Below are 19,532 nucleotides of genomic sequence, written 5' to 3' on the forward strand. Positions count from 1 at the left end.
ATTTTAGGGTGGCTTTATAGTGTAATAATTAAAAATCATTGTTATTTAGTATTGCTTATTGGAAAAAATATATTAAAATAAATAATATATGGTAATAGCCAGTTAGGAAATATATTTCCTGGTTACAAGTATCCCGATAAAATGGACAGGCGCTAAAGCCCCAGTCCCAGGACAAAGAAAGTAAATAGGTGGATGAATGCGATATTTACCAATACACCAAATTAGTGAAGATTCAATATTGGCAATTCCCGTGTATAACGATAGCGGGAGTATTCTTCTTAATGCAAATACCGTATTAAAGCGTGCTTATTTAAGTAAATTATCTTTACTGGGTTATGCCGGATTATATATTTACGATGATATCTCCGAAGGCATATTTGTAAAAGAGTTACTTTCTGAACAGCTTAAAAGAAGTACTGTAAGGGCGTTGAAGTCCTTTAACTTAGATGCCTGCAGACTTATGGCTCATTCAATTGTAGACGAATTGATAAACCAGTCTGATGTAGCTGTTGACATGGTTAACATTGCAGCGTTTGACAACTATACTTATGCCCATTGTATTAATGTGTCCGTTTTATCGGTTATTGTGGGTATGGGTATGGGATTAAACTATGATCAGTTAAAGCAGCTTTCTGAGGCGGCCTTGCTCCATGATATTGGTAAGCTCAGCATTAGTCTAGGTATTTTGAACAAAAAAGAAAAGCTGACAGATGAAGAAATGGCTATCATTCGCTCTCATCCTGAAGAAGGGTATAAGGCGATTAAGGATAACTTTATGATTTCGGGGATTGTAAAAAATGCCGTACTTTCTCATCATGAGAATGAAGACGGGAGTGGTTATCCCCGTAAGTTGAAAGGAAATCAAATTCACTTATATGCCAAGATTATTCACGTGTGTGATGTTTACGATGCCCTTGTGTCCAATCGTGTTTATAGAAAAGCCATGAACCCTGCTGATGCCTTAGAGTATCTAATGTCCAATTCTTGGATTATGTTTGATGTTTACTGTGTTAAAAAAATTATGGAGTATGTTTCTCCTTATCCAACGGGAATAACCGTAGAGCTATCCAATGGCCAAAGAGCCCTTGTGGTTGAGCAAAACCGTATTCATCACTTAAGACCTAAAGTTGTAATTACTGACACGGAAGAAGAAGTTGATTTAATGAAGGTTTTAAACTTAACGATAGTGAAGATACTAACATAGCGATTAAAAACTCCCTGTTCCATTATGCTGTAAATACACAGAATAATAAGAGAACAGGGAGTTTTTTGGGGAATTAGGAAGGCTTTGGTTTAGACGTAAATTATCGGACGGACCTATATTTAAAGAGCAAACTGGAACTGTTAAACCGCACTTTAAAAGGAATCAGTTAGAACGAATAGAGAAAATGTTCTATAAAAGAACCCCCTTATCTGTATTCAACCTTTTCAATCCCATGGTTTTGAAAAATTTGGTATGCATGGTTTATCTGTTTTTCTGTTGGGGTGGTAAATTTCACAAATTTATCCTCCATGCCTAAAGAAATGTACTTGGCTTTGCCCAATTCGTGATATGGAAGTAATTCGATATTGGCTGAGGGTAAATTTTCCTTCATAAATACTGCGGTTTTTACAAGATTGTTTTCGTCCAGATTTACTTCTGCAATGATTGGAATTCTAATTGTCATAGATACGCCAGTGGCGTAAATTTTTTTGGCATTTTGCAATATTAATTCATTGCCGCAGCCTGTAAATGCTTTATGTTTTCTACTATCCATGTGCTTAATATCCAAAAAAATATGACTGAATTTTGGTAATAAATCTTGCACCGTTTCAAAATCAAAATAGCCGCAGGTTTCAACCCAACTATTTACGCCCAGGCCTTCAAATCTATCTAATAGAGCCCTAATAAAGCCATGTTGCAAAAGCGGCTCCCCGCCGGAAAAAGTAACACCGCCTCCAGTATAGCGAAAAAACAAGGCATCTCGTTCTATTTTTTTCACCAATTCATCTACGTCTTTTTCCAAACAAGCAAAATCCAAGGCTTTTTGAGTACAGGCGTTTACGCATTCTCCGCAAGAATTACAGTTATCATTCGGTCGCTCCATCTTACAAGGAATTCGTTTTTCGGGACAGACAAAGGTGCACTTCATGCAGCCAGTGCATTTATGTTTATAAAGAACAAGCTTCTTTTTTAGGGTCCAAGATTCAGGGTTGGCACACCATTGGCACCGAAGGTGACAGCCTGCAAGGAATATTGTTGTACGCACACCATCACCATCATGAATAGAGTAGTCTTGCATTTGGATGACTATTCCAGTATTTGAGTGTTTTACCATTCGCATCTCCTGCCTTTATAGATAATACTTTTACAAGAAGTAGATTCACATGGATTGGTGGGCTGTTCTGGCGATAATTGCTTCTTGCATTTCCTCAGAGAGATTGACAAATTGGGTGCTATATCCCGCAACACGCACCAAAAGATCTTTGTAATCCTCAGGATTTTTCTGGGCTTTGCGAAGAACCTCTGTGGAGAGGGTATTAAACTGAACATGGAAAGCACCAAGGGAAAAATAAGCCCGAATAATGTTTCCCAAATCCCGTTTCCCTTTTGGTGTTTTTACCATATCTTCACTTAGACGTAAATTCAGGAGGGTTCCTCCCGTATGCACATCGTGGTTCATTTTTGCACTGGAGCGCATTGCCGCAAGGGGGCTTGAGATATCGCTGCCTGCATAGGGCGAAACACCTTCGGTGATAGGCTTTGTTGCTTCCCTTCCGCAAGGGGTTGCTCCCACCACCCTTCCTGTTGGGATGTAGTTGGAAATTCCCATAAAAGCAGAGTTAAACTTGGAGCCAAAGATATCCGTATGGGCTCTCGTTTCGATATAATAGTAGTTTGCAATTTCCCTTGCGATAGAATCTACATAATCATCATCGTTTCCATACTTGGGAACACTCAAAGCTTTGGCTCTCAGGCCTTCGTAACCAACCCAGTTTGCTTTCAAAGCATTATTTAGTTCTTCCATGGTAGTAACTGCATTCTCAAACACAAGCTTTTTAATTACTGCTAGGGAGTTTGCAACTACGGCAAGGCCAATGCCAGTAAGAACAGGACCTACATTATAGTGGGCACCACCACAAGATAGGTCTTTTCCATTTTTCATACAATCCTCCACGCAAGTGGAAAGGAAAGGTCTTGGAACAAGCTGTGTATGTAGCTTTTGGGCGACAACAGTGGCAACGACGCTATGATAGATTAGGTTTTTCATTTGCGCAAAGGTGGCATTCTTGACTTCTTCGAAAGACTGGTATTTTCCAACGGGTTTTGCATCCAGCCCCATCTTTTCACCAGTTAGCCTGCTTTTGCCTTGGTTTAAAGCATACTCCAAAGCGGCGGCAAAGTTGATGTTTACAGCGGCTGTCCATTGGCCTGTTTTACGGAAATGAGGAACAACGCAACCGCAGTTACTCCAATCTCTGGCATCCTCAGGTTCATAGCCTGCTTGAAGCAGCATCTGTGATCCTGCTTGGTCGTTGTGAATGGCAGGGAAACCTGTGCCTTTGCTGACGAGATCCGTTACAGCATCTAAAAACTTTTGTGGGCAGTCGGAATGAATTCTTACACTTAAACCAGGTTGGTGTGTTCTTACTTTTTCCGTGGCCTCAAGGCAAATGTAGGAAAGTTCATTGGTGGCGTCAGAACCATCCCTTTTTCTGCCGCCAACGGTAAGGTTTTGGAACTGATTATAGCCTGCAAAATAGCCTGTTGTATTGGCGGAGATAGTCCATACCCATTCAGAGAATTTTAGCCAAAGGGCTTGTACCAACTCGTGGGCCTCCTCTTTGGTGATTATCCCTGCCTTAATATCTGCGTCATAGTAGGGGAACATATATTGATCGAACCTACCAGGATTTAATGCCAGAGGGTTTTCAGAAATAATTGCTCCCAATTGCACAAACCAAACAAATTGGACAGCTTCATGAAAGGATCTTGGTGGATTTGCAGGAACATTACGACAAACTTTTGAAATTTTCAGAAGTTCCTTCTTTCGATCCTCGTCCTTTTCTTCTTTTGCTAAATTCTGTGCTAAATCCGCATATCTTTGGGCAAAGCCTATGATACCTTTGCTGGTTAAAATTGTTGACTTATAGAAAGTAATTTTATCCAAGTCATGGGGGTTTGCGTAGTCTAACTTTTTCAGGTTGTTCTCTGCCTGCTTTAAGATACCATTAAAGCCCATTGGAAACAAAATGTCTTGGTAGTCTGGGGTGATTTCCCCAACGGCTTGCCGCCACTTAGAGTCGTTATCAACGATTCCCGTGTCAACAGCAATTTGTGCAGTTTCTTTTGGAAGGATAGAAAGAAAGTGTTCTTCCAATGATTTTCCTTTCCAATAAGGAAAAATATTTTCTCGAACATAGTCCCGCTGTTCATCTGTCATTTCGTATGGATCCTGCGGGCGTTTATCAAACAAATTCATTTCCATGTCAACCCATTTCCAAGAAAATTCTGGTGTAAGGATTCCACTTCTTCTAAACTTACCAGCAGTTCCTACAATTAATTCATCTTCGAAAATTTTAATCTCGAACTCATTACAGAAGTCATGAAAAGCTTGAGCCCTGCGAATAGGGGTTGGCATTCCTTCCGTGCGCATATGAGATTCTGTGAAAATTCTAGCTCGTTCGATGCAAACAGAAGGCTTTGAATTCACGTAGTTTTGTCTTAAGCGTTCTATTCGATTTGTAGTATTCATTTTATCCCCCTTATTTGAATGATTGTTTAACAACAATAAAAGATAACGCTATAACAGTAAATTCATTCTTTTTATGTAGAAGACTAATGTCTTTTGGAGAAACGTATGTTATAACGCTCGGCGGTTGCTTTTAATATGACACTTTTTATAAAAAAAGTCAAGATAATTATTGCAGTATGTACAATTTAAAGGGTGGAAGTGTGATTTATTTATTGAAAAATTATAAAAAATAGAGAAAAATATGAAATCAAGGTTGCGAAATCAGCTTGTAGAGTTGCGATTCAGCCTGAGGAAAATGAGAATATATTTTAAAACTAAAGCAGAAAGTGTACATCTTTTTTGAGCTTGATATAGAATTGAAGTAAGTGTTTTTTTCGAAAAAAGAGGCAAAACCAATGTTTTGCCTCTTCGGTATTATTTATATCTGATTACGTTATGAAAAAGGGTTTCTTCATCTGTTGGATTGGCATATACGTGTTTGCAATCTCCATGAAAGGACATGGCATCACCTTCTTTTAGTAAGTACACTTTTTCACTGACCATCATTTCCAACTGTCCTTTTATGACTACAATATACTCGTTTAGAACGTTTGTATGAGGAAAAGACTCGTGGCGACAATGGGGATTCATACGTATTTGCAAAAATTCTAACCCTGAAATAGGGTCAAATGGAAATATATTATAAAGCAGCATTTCGCCTTGTTCTTCCTTAATAGGATAAATGTCACTTACACTTAAAACATTATTCTCTGCCACAGGTTGGGAGATGAAGTTGGAAAAAGTCACTTTATAGCCAGTGGAAATTTTCCAAAGGGTTGAAATAGTGGGAATGGATTCACCCCTTTCAATTTGCCCAAGCATGGCCTTGGAAACGCCAGTCAGACGAGCGGCGGTATCAAGACTAATTCTCATTTCGGTACGAATTCGTCGCATTTCTTTTCCGATGTCTGGTGGTATACTGTGCATTTTTATCTCCCCTATAATCGATAAGTCATATAATTTATACTTTTGAAATGCTTATATTATAGCAAAAAGAAAATTTCTAGGCAACTGCTTGATTATGATTGCTTATTTTGTTAGTTTGGGTTTCATAAATTATAGCAGGAGAGTGAGAAACGAATAAAGAATTATATCCCCACGGTTAAGTGAGTAATGAGCATTGAAGCAGTATTCTTTCTCTCATAAGTGGCATCAGCTTTAGCAAAACTTCATAGGGTACTTCCAAAAAGGTATCTCTTGTGTAATATGGATAATAGTCTTTCAAATTAATTGTTTTCATAGTTTTACTATTCTTTCAATTTTTTGCACTTAGCCTCCCAAGGAAGCCTTTCTATATATGAGGCTATCTCTTGAAGATGAATCCAGTGGCGAAAGCGAAAGTAATTACCAATTAACGGGAGTTATTAAGACGGTATATAAGTGAAAGTGAAGAGTTTTCAAATATTTCAGTGCTTGAGTTTATGGATGATGGGTTTAGCGGAACGAACGTTAAAAGACCAAGAAAGTTCGAGAAGGGGAGATAGATAAAGCAGAAAGAGAAACTGCACAGCTGATCCAAGTGCTTTAAAAGAAAGTATCGAGCAAATTATCTTTGTACGAGTCTTATTGTAATGGAGCTATTCAAAAAATGAATATCTAAAAGAAAGACTTTGCATTCCAATGAGATAAGCGAAATTTAAATAAACAAAAAAAGGGTTATATTTTTATATAACTTTGCATGGAAAAAAGTTTCGGAATTTTTCATATGCCACAAAGCATCCTCATATAATGAATTGTATGGATACAGTTCTGAATCTAAGGAGGAAATGAAAATGGAAAAGTTTGATATTTATAAGGATATTGCAGAAAGAACAGGTGGAGATATTTATATTGGCGTAGTTGGCCCTGTGCGTACAGGTAAGTCAACATTTATCAAGCGTTTTATGGATTTATTGGTGTTACCTAATATTCCTAATACCCACTCCAGAGAACGGGCGAAAGATGAATTGCCTCAGTCTGCATCGGGCAAAACCATTATGACAACGGAACCTAAATTTGTTCCAAACGAAGCGGTTCAGATTACCATTGGTGATAATACAGATATGCAGGTTCGCATGATTGATTGCGTAGGATATCTGGTTCCCGAAGCAGAGGGGCATATGGATGGGGAAATCCCTCGTATGGTACATACACCTTGGTCGGAAAATGCGATGCCATTTTTAGAAGCGGCAGAAATGGGGACGAAAAAAGTAATTACCGACCATTCCACCATTGGCATTGTGGTGACAACGGATGGCTCGGTAACGGAACTGCCCAGAGAAAATTATATTGAGGCTGAAGAAAGGGTTATAAGTGAACTGAAAGAGATGGGGAAACCTTTCGTAATTCTTTTAAATACAGCCGCACCTTATGGCGATGCCGCCATCGCTTTAAGCAAAGAGATGGAAGAAGAATATGGTGTTCCTGTTGTGCCTGTAAACGTAGCGCAGCTCAAAGCCGATGACATTAAAAAGATTTTGGAGCAGGTATTATATCAATTTCCCATGAAAGAAATACGTTTTTACTTCCCCGGCTGGGTGGAAACTTTAGAGGACGACCACTGGTTGAAAAAATCCCTTGTAGAGGGTTTGAAGGATATCATGGGAAAGGCGGAGCGACTGGCAGATGTGCCCGACGCAATTGTAGGGCTTGAGGATAAGGAATTTTTAAAGAAAGTGTTTTCCGACAAGGTATCACCTGGCGAGGGTGCAGTGGATGTGGCGTTAACTTTTGATGACGGATTATTCTATCGTATTTTAAGCGAAACCGTGGAGCTTCCTATTGAAAATGATTATTCCTTAATTTCTACCATTCGTATGCTTTCTGAAACAAAGAAAGAGTACGATAAGATTGCTACTGCTCTTAATGATGTGAAGCGTAAGGGGTATGGTGTAGTTACTCCTGTTTTTGAGGAAATTTCATTAGAAAAACCTGAGGTATTTAAACAGGGAAGCCGTTATGGTATTAAGCTACGGGCAAAAGGAGAGTCTATACACTTGATAAAAGCGGATGTGGAAACAGAAGTTTCACCCATTATTGGAAATGAAGAACAGTCCAGAGAATTTATTGATAACTTAATTTCAGATTATGAATCAGAGCCTGAAAAAATTTGGGATTTGAATATTTTTGGACGTACCCTAAGTTCTATGGTTAGTGATGGTATGCAAAACAAGATTTATCGTATGCCTGAGGATGCACAGATTAAACTGGCAGAAACCCTGCAAAAGATCGTAAACGAAGGAAGCGGCGGTTTGATTTGCATTATTCTTTAATGCACAAAAAGGTTGTTGTCGAGAGACAACAGCCTTTTTGTTTTGGGGTAAAAGAGAATCAACCACAGTTATGTAAGAGTGAATTGCTAATTATAGTAAGAAGTCTACTTAAAAATTAAGTAGATTGCTAATTTCTAAAAAATCCAAGGATGTTTGCCATGAATGGCATAAAAGGCTATTTTTAATTAAAAAACACTTTGAAAAAAGGTTCGTATAAAGAGTTTAGCTATTATAAAAATAGGTTTTTGAACTGTTTTTGAATCATTTTTAACAAACTTGAGTCAGTGATGACTCATATCCTTTGCCGGCGTATGAAAACGGAGTCAATATTGACTCAAACGATTTGAGAGATATGTCAATGAATTTCATTGAAATCAATGTAGATTGTTAGAATTGCACAAATTTATTAAGATTTTTTTAAGATTTCTACAGTTTTTTTGTATAAAATTTAACCTAAAATTGATAATTATTTGGCACATATCTTGCGCTAATATAGGGTGTGCACAATAATTAACTTAATATATAGATATATTTAGGAAAGGAGCAATAATATGAAACCATTAGAAGGAATTAAAGTTGTAGACTTTACGCAAGCCCATGCAGGTAGTTTGGCTACCATGATTCTTGCCGACTTTGGTGCGGAGGTTATAAAAATTGAAAGAGCTGGCGTAGGAGACATGGCACGATACTGGGTGCCTATGAAAGACGGTAACAGCGCTTACTATTCATACTTAAACCGTGGTAAAAAGAGTATTGGTCTTAACGCATCTACTGACGAAGGTAGAGAAATTATTTTCAAATTAATTAAAGATGCTGATGTTCTTTGTGAAAACTTTAAATACGGTAGTATGGAAAGAATGGGATTAAGCTATGAAGAAGTAAAAAAAGTAAATCCCAACATTATATATGCTTCCTTAAATGGCTTTGGTCAAACAGGCCCCATGAAAAACGTGATCGGTCTTGATTTACAGTTGCAGGCAATGAGCGGTTTTATGGATAGAACAGGTTTCCCCGATGGCCCTCCTACAAAAGCCGGCCCTGCTATGGGTGATCAGTTAAGTGGGACATATATGGCAACAGCAATTAACTTAGCATTGATCCATAAAAAGAAAACAGGCGAAGGTCAGAGAATTGACATCTCTATCTTAGACAGCTTGTTCTCCATTTTGGAAGCTGCTCCTATGACTTATTGTTTAAGAGGAGAAGTACCTTTGCGTGTAGGTAACTCTTATCCTTCCATTTCTCCTTACGACACACTAAAGACAAAAGACGGCTATGTTTCCGTAGGTATTTCAACAGATCGTCAGTGGGAAAAATTCTGTGATGCTTTAGGCATGGAAGATTTAAAGGCGGACGAAAGATATAAGACAAATGAATCCAGAGGGGATTATTATGAATCCGGCTTAAAAGAAGCTTTGGAGGCAGTTACATCTAAAATGTCTAAGTTTGAAATTGAAAAAATTCTTAGAGATGCAAGACTGGCTTGTGGTGCAGTTTACACAGTTTCCGAAGCTATGGAAAGCGAACAGATTAAAGATCGTAATATGTTGGTAACTGTGAATGACAAAGCTTTGGGAGAAATTACAATCCCTGGTACAGTGATTAAAATGTCTGAAACTCCTGGTGGTTTTGATGAAGGTGCTCCATTATTGGGTGAACATACAGAGCATTACCTGAAGAGCTTGGGCTATACCGATGAACAGGTAAAAGATTTAGTTGAAAAGAAAATCATTGAAATGGCATAATTGGAGAGAGGAGAGATGAGAATGAAGGTATTGGAAGGCGTAACCGTTATTGACTTTACACAGGCATATAGTGGTCCATTTTGTACCATGCAGTTGGCGGATTTTGGTGCAAGAGTAATTAAAATCGAAAGAAGAGGCGTTGGCGACCAGTCCAGAGAATGGACTCCCATTGAAAATGGACATAGCGGCTATTATGCAGCAATTAATAGAAATAAAGAAGGCGTTTCCCTTGACATTAATACAGAAGAAGGAAAAGAGATTGTAAAACGTTTGGTAAAGGACGCAGACATTGTTGTTGAAAACTTCAAAGTAGGTACTTTGGATAAAATGGGTCTGGGGTATGAAGAATTAAAGAAGGTAAATCCAGAAATTATTTTTGCTTCTATCTCCGGATTTGGCCAGACAGGCCCTTTGAAAAGTTTAGCAGCTTATGATAATGTTGTACAGGCCATGAGCGGTATTATGGAAATGACAGGCTTCCCAGACGGGGTTCCTACAAAAGTTGGCCCCGCTATTGGTGACAACTTTACTGGTCTAACGATGTCCTTAGCTATCCTTATGGCTTACCTGAACAAATTAAATACAGGAAAAGGCCAGAGACTCGACGTTGCCATGATGGATGCCATTTTCGGTATTTTGGAAAGCCCTATTTTGTTCAAGACTTTATTGAATGAAGAGACAAGCCGTGTAGGTAACAGCGACGTTACCCTTGTTCCTTACGATGTATATCCTTGTAAAGATGGATATTTCTCCGCAGGTTTGCCTGGTGAAGCTGGATGGGATAGATTCTGTAATGCAATAGAAATGCCCGAATTGATTGAAGATCCAAGATTTATTACAAATGACCTGCGTTGCAAGCATTACGATGTTGTAACTCCAATTATTACAGAGTTCTTCATGAAGAAGACAAAAGCGGAATTGGCAGAAATCTTTACTTCTTACAAAATTCCTAACGCCCCTGTTTCTACGATCCCCGAGTTGATGCACCACCCTCAGCTTGAGGCAAGAGAAATGCTTGTAGAATTGGAAGATCCAGGTGTTGGCAAGTATCTTGCAATCAATAACCCAATGAAGTTGGACAAAACACCTGCAGAAATGGCGTTTGGTGCTCCTCTTTTAGGACAGGATACAGAAAAGGTATTAAAAGATTTTGGTTATACAGACGAACAAATCAAAGAATTTGGTGAAAAAGAAGTAATCTAAGTTGGTTCTTGGGGGTTGCTTAGGTAGGGATTTGCCTAGGCAACCCAATTTGAGAGGGGGTAAATTATGAGCAGTCCGAATAATAAAGGGAAACTTTCGGAAAAGTATGAAGTTGGTTTAATGGTTATCAGTATTGCAATTATTGCATCAGTTGTTATTGGACTAACTGTTTTTCCTGAACAAGGGGTTGCAATTGCAAACTCGGTTATGAAACTGATTACAAGAACCTTTGGTTCAGGTATTCAGGTGTTTTCTTTAGGTATAATTATATTCTTAATAGCACTTTGTTTTACAAAGTATGGCGATATTCGCTTTGGTAATAAAAAACCCAAGTATTCAACAGTGAGCTGGGTTGCGATGATGTTCTTCTGCGGTAATGGTGCAGGTACTGTTTATTGGGCGTTCTTAGAATGGGGTTATTATTTCAATGCACCACCTTTACTCAATGGTACTCCCGTAAGTGAAGCAATGGCCTATGAATTATCTTCTGCATATAATTTCTTCCACTGGGGTCCTACTGCGTGGGCGTTATTATGTGTATTTACATTACCTTTTGCTTATCACTACTACATCAAAAAAGATAATGAACTTAGATTTAGTGCATTGTGTAAGTACTGCGTTGGCGAAAAAAGAGTAAAAGGGTTCTTTGGTAAATTCGTAGACTTCTTATTCATCTTCGCTGCTGTTGGTTCTATCAGTATTACAGCAGGTACTTCTGCTTCGACGGTTGCTGCGGGTATTGCGGATATGATTGGTATCCCTACTTCTTTTGCACTAACAGTAATCGTACTGCTTGGGGTTGCCATTCTTTACTCCGCATCTTCCTTAATTGGTATTGAAAAAGGCATGAGAAAAATCAGTGACTTCAACGTTTATTTCTGTATGGCATTGTTGTTGTTTATCCTTTTGGTTGGCCCTACTGGAACAATGATTAATTCCATCATTAACTCCATTGGCTTAATGGGTTCCGAATATATTCGTATGAGCCTTTGGACAGATCCAATTGCTCAAACAGGCTTCCCTCAGGACTGGACAGCATTCTATTGGATTTACTGGTTTGTATTCGGACCATTTACAGGCCTTTTCGTAGCGAAAATTTCTGAAGGTAGAAAAGTAAAAGAAATTATTATGAATATGTTGGTGAGTGGTTCCACAGGTCTTTTCTTATTCTTTGGTATTGTAGGTACGTATCAGCAGCAAATGAGAATTCAGGGTGTTTTAGACGTACCTGGTATGTTAGCTAGCGGACAGGGCGAGGCAATTGCAACTGCAACAATTAATACTTTACCTTTCTCCAAGATTGCAATGGTACTGTATTTAATTGTTATTATCCTGTTCTTGGCAACAACCCTTGACGCTTGTTCCTTCACCTTGTCTTCAACAGTTTCTAAAAACTTGAAGGGCGATGAAGAACCGAATAAGGCGTTGAAGTTTGCATGGTGTATTATTTTGGTTGGTATCCCCATTGGTGTATCCTATATTGGTACAGATATCAATACAATCAAATCCATTGTGTTAACAACCGGTTTACCTCTTGTGGTCATTCTTTTCGTGGTCTACTACGGATTCTTACGTGAGATGGTTAAGGATTTTGGAAAGAAAACCAAGGAGCAAATTATAGAAGAAAGTAGAATTGAAGAATCGGAAGCATAAATATCTTCATGATTAATTACAAGAAATCGACATGTGTCGGTTTCTTGTAATTTTAGTTTTCAAAATTACTGATTTCTATTGTATAATGAAGACATTAAAAACAAGAGGTTCATTTATTTTAATGTGAAAAGAAGGTTTCTTTATTTTTCTGCAGACAGAAGATGTTTTTTCAGAAAGGGGCTTATATTATGTTTCTTGCAGATTCCATTGAATTCGAGGAATTTATCGCTTTAATTGATAATGTATATGATGAGATATTTATTTGGGATAGTGAAAGAAGGGTGGTATATGCGAATAAGGCGTGTTACAGGCATTATGGCCTTATGCCCGAAGAAATTATTGGAAAGACATTGGAGGAGTTGAGCAGTAGAGAACGTCTTTGGTGGCCTTCCTGCGTTCCTACTACTATGGAGATCAAAGAACCTTTTGTTCAAAGACAAAGAACATTTCTAAATGTTAACATTGTTACAATCTCTGTACCTATTTTTGATGAATATAACAATGTAAAGTATGTGGTTCAAAGTGTGCGGGATGACGATAGTGTGCTGCAAAAATCTTTATCTTTTTTAACTGGGATAGAAGCAGAAGAAAAGATGGAGGGTGTTAGCCTTATCGCCCAAAGTCCCATTATGAAAGAGACCATAAGTTTTATTGATAAAATTGCAAAAACAAAGGCTCATGTTCTTATTTTAGGGGAAACGGGAACAGGCAAAAGTCTTTTTGCAAAATACATCCATGAACAAAGCGGAAGAAAAGATAAACCCTTCATTGATATTAATATTGCAAGTCTTAGCCCTGCTGTAATCGAGTCAGAGTTGTTTGGTTATAAAAAGGGTGCGTTTACAGGGGCAAATAAAGAAGGCAAAAAGGGTATTTTTGAATTGGCAAATGGAGGAACTTTGTTTTTAGATGAAATTGGAGAGCTCCCCTATGACTTGCAGGCGAAATTTTTGCACGTGCTGCAAGAGGAGGAGGTTTTTCCGGTAGGGGGCACAAAGCCTATAAAATTGGATATTCGTATTATTTGTGCCACGAATTGCGACTTGGAAAAAATGATAGAGGCTGGGCGTTTTCGTGAGGATTTGTTTCATAGGATAAATACTTTTGATGTTACCATACCACCCTTGAGAAAAAGAAAAGAAGATATTAAAGTATTGACTACACATTACTTAAATGTAAACAACAAAAAATATGGGAAAAATGTTTTTTGTTCTGATGCGGTTTTGGAAGTGTTTCAGAAATACAAATGGTCGGGGAATGTGCGTGAGCTTTCTAACGTAATTGAAAGAAGCGTAATTATGGCTGATGGAGAAAGTATAGAGGTTACAAACCTTCCAGAAAGCTTTTTTAGCATTGGCAACGTGGCAAATCTCGGGAATGAAGAATGCTTAATGGTACCTTTTGATATTGCCATGGAAGAACTTGAAAAAAAACTAATTACCAGTGCATTTAAAAAACATAAAAGCAGTAGAAAGGTCGCAACTGCATTAAAAATTAGCCAGTCTAAAGCAAATAGATTGATTCGAAAATATATTGAATATGAGGAATGAAACGAACACTACTTTCTTCCGAAAATTAGAACACGAAACCACAAAACTTTCAGGCTATGAATGTGAGCCTGAAAAATTTGTATATACCCTTGGCCAAGGTTAGTGATGTATGCAAAACAGAATGGCATGTCATAGGAGCATAAATTAGTTGGCAGAAGCCCTAAAAAAGATGTGGAAAAGGAAGCGGCGGTTTGATTTGCTTTTCTTTAATGGAGAAAAAGGTTGTTGTCGAAAGACAGCAACCTTTTTGTATCTGGTGAGACATCAGGCCATTATTTTTAGTTTCATTTTCTGAATGAAAATCTATTTCTCGAGACAAGGCAAATGAATCAGTGAGTTTCTGGTGAAAAGAATATAGGATTCGGGTTTATCTAAATTCATTAGACGGTATATTTCAAAGGTATGTAAAATTTAATGTATTGACTGTATTTTGCCATTGTGATAATATGGAGAAAATGAATAGAAGCAGGGGAGCTTATACATAGGCTGAGAGGAAGTAGTTAACTTCGACCCTTTAACCTGATTTGGATAATGCCAACGTAGGAAGTGAGCTTGCTGATATATAAGCAGAAATTACCAATAAAAGGTTTTTTCTGCTTTTTTATTTTAATTAGAAAAGGAGAATTGGCTATGAATTATAACACTCAAATGGAAGCAGCGAAAAAGGGAATTATCACACCACAAATGAAGACAGTAGCGGAAAAAGAATTCAGAGATCCAGAGTTTATCAGACAGCATGTGGCAGAGGGTAAGATTGCAATTTGTGCAAATAAAAATCACAAATGCTTAGAGGTAAATGGCATTGGTTCTATGCTTAGAACAAAAATCAATGTAAACCTGGGTATTTCCAGAGATTGCAAGGATTATGATGTTGAAATGAAAAAGGTTATGGAAGCAGTCAATATGGGGGCAGAAGCCATCATGGATCTATCTTCCCATGGGGATACGACAGAATTTAGAAGAAAGCTGACTTCTGAATGCCCTGCTATGATTGGGACTGTACCTGTTTATGATTCTGTAATACACTACCAAAAAGACTTAGCGGATTTAACGGCGAAAGACTTTATTGATGTGGTACGATTACATGCTCAGGACGGTGTAGACTTTGTAACCTTACACTGTGGAATAACACGCAAAACCATTGAGCAGATAAAAACACATAAGAGGAAAATGAATATTGTATCCAGAGGCGGTTCCCTTGTATTTGCTTGGATGAGTATGACGGGAAATGAAAATCCATTTTATGAGTTTTATGATGAAATTCTTGAAATTTGCCGGGAATACGATGTGACCATTTCCTTAGGAGACGCTTGTCGGCCAGGATGTCTTGCTGATGCGGGCGATGTTTGCCAAATTGATGAATTGGTTCGCTTAGGCGAATTAACCAAAAGAGCTTGGGCAAGAGATGTTCAAGTTATGGTTGAAGGCCCTGGACATGTTCCCCTTGACCAAGTTGAAGCAAATATGAAAATACAACAGACAATTTGTATGGGAGCGCCTTTCTATGTATTGGGTCCTATTGTCACAGATATTGCACCTGGTTATGATCATATCACAGCGGCAATCGGCGGTGCTGTTGCAGCCATGGCAGGCGCTGCTTTCCTATGCTATGTAACTCCAGCGGAACACCTTGCGTTACCCAATGTTAACGACGTGAAACAAGGCATTATTGCCAGCAAAATTGCAGCACATGCAGCGGATATTGCTAAGAATATACCAAATGCAAGGGATATAGATGATAAAATGGCGGATGCAAGACGCAGACTAGACTGGGAAGGGCAATGGGAGTGTGCCATTGATCCAGAATATGCAAAGTCTATTCGTGACGAAAGAACGCCAGAGTTTGACGACACTTGTTCTATGTGTGGTAAATTTTGCGCTGTTAGAAGTATGAACAAGGCTTTAAATGATGAATATATTGATATCCTGTAATTTTCTATAACGTATATTTATTATGTAGCTTTCTATAAAAGAAAATAAAGCTACATTGCTTCCATTTAATCCCCCCGCTACGCAGCTGGGGGGACTTTTTCCATCATGTAAGAATTTTGATGGTGTAATGCAACTAAGGTTTTGGTATAGGCATAAGTTGTTGAAGGAAATATATTTTGACTTAATTAAAGAAGTCAAAATTTTCGATTCAGCTATACATCCCGTTTTGAGCCATATAGTTATATATTTGCTCTCCGTGTTGTTGTTCTTCTTTTTGAATATGATTTAGGGCATCTCTGATTTTTGTATCTTTAAATTCGAAAATACAAGTATTATATGTGGTAGAAACATGCTTTTCGGTGGACAGCAAATCCGTACAAAGATAACTATCATTCTTTTTATTTGGATTTGTATCAACTGCAGTATAAGTGGGAGTAAAGGAAAGTTGTTTCTGTTGAGCTCCTCCCGATTGCATTTGTGGGGTGGTGCCGTTCAAGATTTGAGTGATGGTATCTAAATGGTGTTGTTCAGCCTGACCTATTTGTGTAAATAGAGTTTTAAGCTGTTCATCATTTGCCTGGGTAGAGTATTTAGAATATTTTTCTACGCAGATTTGTTCTTGCTCTTTTAAGTCTTTTAAAAGTGTTTTTTCTTTTTCTGTCAATTGCATAATATATCACCTCCGCAAATAATATACCCCCGTTGGATTTTACTATTCATTTATAAGGTAGAAATATTAAAATCTTCCATTTTAAAAAGTGCAGGTTGTTTACATTCTTTGAAAGCTTCTAGACTATGTGCCGCTATGACGTTCGTAATTACAGACAAGAAGGTTTTTAGGAGTGGAAAGTGTTTTAAAGAGTTGGATTTTTGTTTTAAGAAAGGGGAGTTAGGTACGATATATTGTAGCCACTAAGATGTAGATATTCATATGTTAGAGTTGGGATACGTTGGTGTACGGAAACTTGATAAGAACTTATTTTCTGGATTACAAAGAAGTGTTGACAATTTAGATTAGTTATGTTAACATATAATTCCTACCAGCAAGACTGACAGTAAACAACTCAAAAAAGTAAAAAAAGACATTGACAAGAAGAAATGATTATGTTAACATGTAATTCCTGTCAGCGAGATGCGACAGAAAATGACACAGAAAAGCAAAATAAGTGTTGACAAGCAAAAACGGTTATGTTATTATATAACTCCTGTCAGAAATAACGACAGAAAGTGACACGAAAAAGCAAAATAAGTGTTGACAAGAACGACTGAGTATGATAGACTTCATAACTGTCAGCTGAGTGACAAAAAAATAACAAAAAATTGTTACTGGCAATTGATCCTTGAAAACTAAACAGTAGAATACAAACACACAACCCATAGTCAATTCAGCTAGTGAGCTTCGAACCGATTATGAAGTGACCAACCAACGCCGTAAGGCGCAGGAGGAAGCGGAGTGGTGAGAAGTGCACGGTTTTCCGCAAAGCGGAAAAAGCAACCTTAATTTATTAAGGGATAAGAGACAAAAGAGTTTGCTGGTTTCGAAAAAACCAGATAGTAGCCAGATTATACTGGTTAGGACAACTCGGATGTGCAAGTCGGAAGGCTTTATGCATAGTTTTCTATGAAAACTACTTATAAAATTTATTCCCGATGATGCCGTTCCTAAATTTTAATATAAGAGTTTGATCCTGGCTCAGGATGAACGCTGGCGGCGTGCTTAACACATGCAAGTCGAGCGGAGAAATTTAAAATGAGAGCTTCGGCAGGATTTTTAAGTATCTTAGCGGCGGACGGGTGAGTAACGTGTGGGCAACCTGCCCTGTACTGTGGAATAATCACTGGAAACGGTGACTAATACCGCATGTCATCACGAGGGGGCATCCCCTTGTGAGAAAAGGATTTATTCGGTACAGGATGGGCCCGCATCTGATTAGCTAGTTGGTGAGATAAAAGCTCACCAAGGCAACGATCAGTAGCCGACCTGAGAGGGTGATCGGCCACATTGGGACTGAGACACGGCCCAAACTCCTACGGGAGGCAGCAGTGGGGAATATTGCACAATGGGCGAAAGCCTGATGCAGCAACGCCGCGTGAAGGATGAAGGGTTTCGGCTCGTAAACTTCTATCAATAGGGACGAAAAAAATGACGGTACCTAAATAAGAAGCCCCGGCTAACTACGTGCCAGCAGCCGCGGTAATACGTAGGGGGCAAGCGTTATCCGGAATTACTGGGTGTAAAGGGAGAGTAGGCGGCATGGTAAGTTAGATGTGAAAGCCCGGGGCTTAACCTCGGGATTGCATTTAAAACTATCAAGCTAGAGTACAGGAGAGGTAAGTGGAATTCCTAGTGTAGCGGTGAAATGCGTAGATATTAGGAAGAACACCAGTGGCGAAGGCGACTTACTGGACTGAAACTGACGCTGAGGCTCGAAAGCGTGGGGAGCGAACAGGATTAGATACCCTGGTAGTCCACGCCGTAAACGATGAGTGCTAGGTGTTGGGGGGGAACCCTCGGTGCCGCAGCTAACGCAATAAGCACTCCACCTGGGGAGTACGATCGCAAGATTGAAACTCAAAGGAATTGACGGGGGCCCGCACAAGCGGTGGAGCATGTGGTTTAATTCGAAGCAACGCGAAGAACCTTACCAAGGCTTGACATCCCTCTGACCGCACTAGAGATAGTGCTTCTCTTCGGAGCAGGGGTGACAGGTGGTGCATGGTTGTCGTCAGCTCGTGTCGTGAGATGTTGGGTTAAGTCCCGCAACGAGCGCAACCCCTATTCTTAGTAGCCATCATTCAGTTGGGCACTCTAAGGAGACTGCCGTGGATAACACGGAGGAAGGTGGGGATGACGTCAAATCATCATGCCCCTTATGTCTTGGGCTACACACGTGCTACAATGGCTGGTAACAAAGTGAAGCAAAACGGCGACGTCAAGCAAATCACAAAAACCCAGTCCCAGTTCGGATTGTAGTCTGCAACTCGACTACATGAAGCTGGAATCGCTAGTAATCGCGAATCAGAATGTCGCGGTGAATACGTTCCCGGGCCTTGTACACACCGCCCGTCACACCATGGGAGTTGGAAGCACCCGAAGTCGGTGACCTAACCGTAAGGAAGGAACCGCCGAAGGTGATATCAGCGACTGGGGTGAAGTCGTAACAAGGTAGCCGTATCGGAAGGTGCGGCTGGATCACCTCCTTTCTATGGAGTATTGGTTGTGAAGTAATCTACTGTTTGGTTTTGAAGGATCAAACCTTCAATAAGAATAAAAGAAGAATAAAAGGCAAGAACTGCACCTTGAAAACTGAATACAAGAAAAAATAGAGTCAATCGAGAAATAAATAAATTTCTTTAGAAATAATAAAGTAGTTTTTTCATTGCATTGCAATGAAAACCGATTTTATCTTTGATTTTATGCAG

At 38.9% G+C, this 19,532-nt stretch carries 11 protein-coding genes, 1 rRNA gene and 1 riboswitch; of the genes, 8 read left to right on the forward strand and 4 right to left on the reverse strand.

Translation table 11 applies throughout. The features are described from left to right. The first annotated feature begins 196 nt into the window (after positions 1-196). The gene (locus RBQ60_RS04540; RefSeq protein ID WP_307885384.1) at positions 197-1,204 is read left to right on the forward strand and encodes an HD-GYP domain-containing protein; all 1,008 of its coding nucleotides are present in this window, start codon (positions 197-199) and stop codon (positions 1,202-1,204) included. Positions 1,205-1,409: 205 nt separating this feature from the next. Here the strand turns inward: RBQ60_RS04540 and RBQ60_RS04545 are convergent, their stop codons facing one another. From RBQ60_RS04545 to RBQ60_RS04555, 3 genes are all read right to left on the reverse strand, one after another. Beyond that, on the reverse strand, positions 1,410-2,318 hold the full coding sequence (locus RBQ60_RS04545) for a glycyl-radical enzyme activating protein (protein WP_307885385.1): 909 nt from the start codon (positions 2,316-2,318) through the stop codon (positions 1,410-1,412). Positions 2,319-2,363: 45 nt separating this feature from the next. After that, positions 2,364-4,736, reverse strand: a complete 2,373-nt coding sequence (locus RBQ60_RS04550) for a glycyl radical protein (protein ID WP_307885386.1) — start codon at positions 4,734-4,736, stop codon at positions 2,364-2,366. A gap of 414 nt (positions 4,737-5,150) precedes the next feature. Then, positions 5,151-5,702: a helix-turn-helix domain-containing protein gene (locus RBQ60_RS04555; RefSeq protein WP_307885387.1), complete on the reverse strand. Its 552-nt coding sequence runs from the start codon at positions 5,700-5,702 to the stop codon at positions 5,151-5,153. Positions 5,703-6,547: 845 nt separating this feature from the next. On the opposite strand from RBQ60_RS04555, the gene spoIVA reads away from it, so the two are divergent. The 6 genes from spoIVA to thiC all read left to right on the forward strand — a co-directional run bounded on the left by spoIVA (position 6,548) and on the right by thiC (position 16,109). Further along, entirely contained in the window at positions 6,548-8,026 is a 1,479-nt protein-coding gene (gene spoIVA, locus RBQ60_RS04560; protein WP_307885388.1) for a stage IV sporulation protein A, read from the forward strand. Between the two features lie 551 nt (positions 8,027-8,577). Beyond that, positions 8,578-9,771 (forward strand): CaiB/BaiF CoA transferase family protein, encoded by a 1,194-nt coding sequence (locus RBQ60_RS04565; protein ID WP_307885389.1) that lies wholly within the window; start codon positions 8,578-8,580, stop codon positions 9,769-9,771. Between the two features lie 21 nt (positions 9,772-9,792). Next, positions 9,793-10,974: a CaiB/BaiF CoA transferase family protein gene (locus tag RBQ60_RS04570; RefSeq protein WP_307885390.1), complete on the forward strand. Its 1,182-nt coding sequence runs from the start codon at positions 9,793-9,795 to the stop codon at positions 10,972-10,974. A gap of 66 nt (positions 10,975-11,040) precedes the next feature. Beyond that, the gene (locus RBQ60_RS04575) at positions 11,041-12,627 is read left to right on the forward strand and encodes a BCCT family transporter (protein ID WP_307885391.1); all 1,587 of its coding nucleotides are present in this window, start codon (positions 11,041-11,043) and stop codon (positions 12,625-12,627) included. Between the two features lie 188 nt (positions 12,628-12,815). Next, entirely contained in the window at positions 12,816-14,177 is a 1,362-nt protein-coding gene (locus RBQ60_RS04580) for a sigma-54 interaction domain-containing protein (RefSeq protein WP_307885392.1), read from the forward strand. A gap of 457 nt (positions 14,178-14,634) precedes the next feature. Next, positions 14,635-14,740: riboswitch (TPP riboswitch) on the forward strand. 67 nt (positions 14,741-14,807) lie between these two features. After that, the gene (gene thiC, locus RBQ60_RS04585; protein WP_307885393.1) at positions 14,808-16,109 is read left to right on the forward strand and encodes a phosphomethylpyrimidine synthase ThiC; all 1,302 of its coding nucleotides are present in this window, start codon (positions 14,808-14,810) and stop codon (positions 16,107-16,109) included. Positions 16,110-16,317: 208 nt separating this feature from the next. Here the strand turns inward: thiC and RBQ60_RS04590 are convergent, their stop codons facing one another. Further along, positions 16,318-16,779 carry a spore coat protein gene (locus RBQ60_RS04590; RefSeq protein WP_331654236.1) on the reverse strand — a complete coding sequence of 154 codons (462 nt, stop codon included), beginning with the start codon at positions 16,777-16,779 and terminating at the stop codon, positions 16,318-16,320. 1,000 nt (positions 16,780-17,779) lie between these two features. On the opposite strand from RBQ60_RS04590, the gene RBQ60_RS04595 reads away from it, so the two are divergent. Further along, a 16S ribosomal RNA gene (locus RBQ60_RS04595) occupies positions 17,780-19,313 on the forward strand. The last annotated feature ends 219 nt before the right edge of the window (positions 19,314-19,532 follow it).

The organism is Anaerotignum sp. MB30-C6, assembly GCF_030908465.1.
In the GTDB taxonomy this organism is placed as follows: Bacteria; Bacillota; Clostridia; order Lachnospirales; family Anaerotignaceae; genus Chakrabartyella.

Excerpts from the sequence above, each read along its gene's own strand:
- thiC (WP_307885393.1), top strand. The coding sequence starts at position 14,808 with ATGAATTATAACACTCAAATGGAAGCAGCGAAAAAGGGAATTATCACA.
- RBQ60_RS04590 (WP_331654236.1), bottom strand. The coding sequence starts at position 16,779 with ATGCAATTGACAGAAAAAGAAAAAACACTTTTAAAAGACTTAAAAGAG.
- RBQ60_RS04545 (WP_307885385.1), bottom strand. The coding sequence starts at position 2,318 with ATGGTAAAACACTCAAATACTGGAATAGTCATCCAAATGCAAGACTAC.
- RBQ60_RS04540 (WP_307885384.1), top strand. The coding sequence starts at position 197 with ATGCGATATTTACCAATACACCAAATTAGTGAAGATTCAATATTGGCA.
- RBQ60_RS04555 (WP_307885387.1), bottom strand. The coding sequence starts at position 5,702 with ATGCACAGTATACCACCAGACATCGGAAAAGAAATGCGACGAATTCGT.
- RBQ60_RS04570 (WP_307885390.1), top strand. The coding sequence starts at position 9,793 with ATGAAGGTATTGGAAGGCGTAACCGTTATTGACTTTACACAGGCATAT.
- spoIVA (WP_307885388.1), top strand. The coding sequence starts at position 6,548 with ATGGAAAAGTTTGATATTTATAAGGATATTGCAGAAAGAACAGGTGGA.
- RBQ60_RS04565 (WP_307885389.1), top strand. The coding sequence starts at position 8,578 with ATGAAACCATTAGAAGGAATTAAAGTTGTAGACTTTACGCAAGCCCAT.
- RBQ60_RS04580 (WP_307885392.1), top strand. The coding sequence starts at position 12,816 with ATGTTTCTTGCAGATTCCATTGAATTCGAGGAATTTATCGCTTTAATT.
- RBQ60_RS04550 (WP_307885386.1), bottom strand. The coding sequence starts at position 4,736 with ATGAATACTACAAATCGAATAGAACGCTTAAGACAAAACTACGTGAAT.
- RBQ60_RS04575 (WP_307885391.1), top strand. The coding sequence starts at position 11,041 with ATGAGCAGTCCGAATAATAAAGGGAAACTTTCGGAAAAGTATGAAGTT.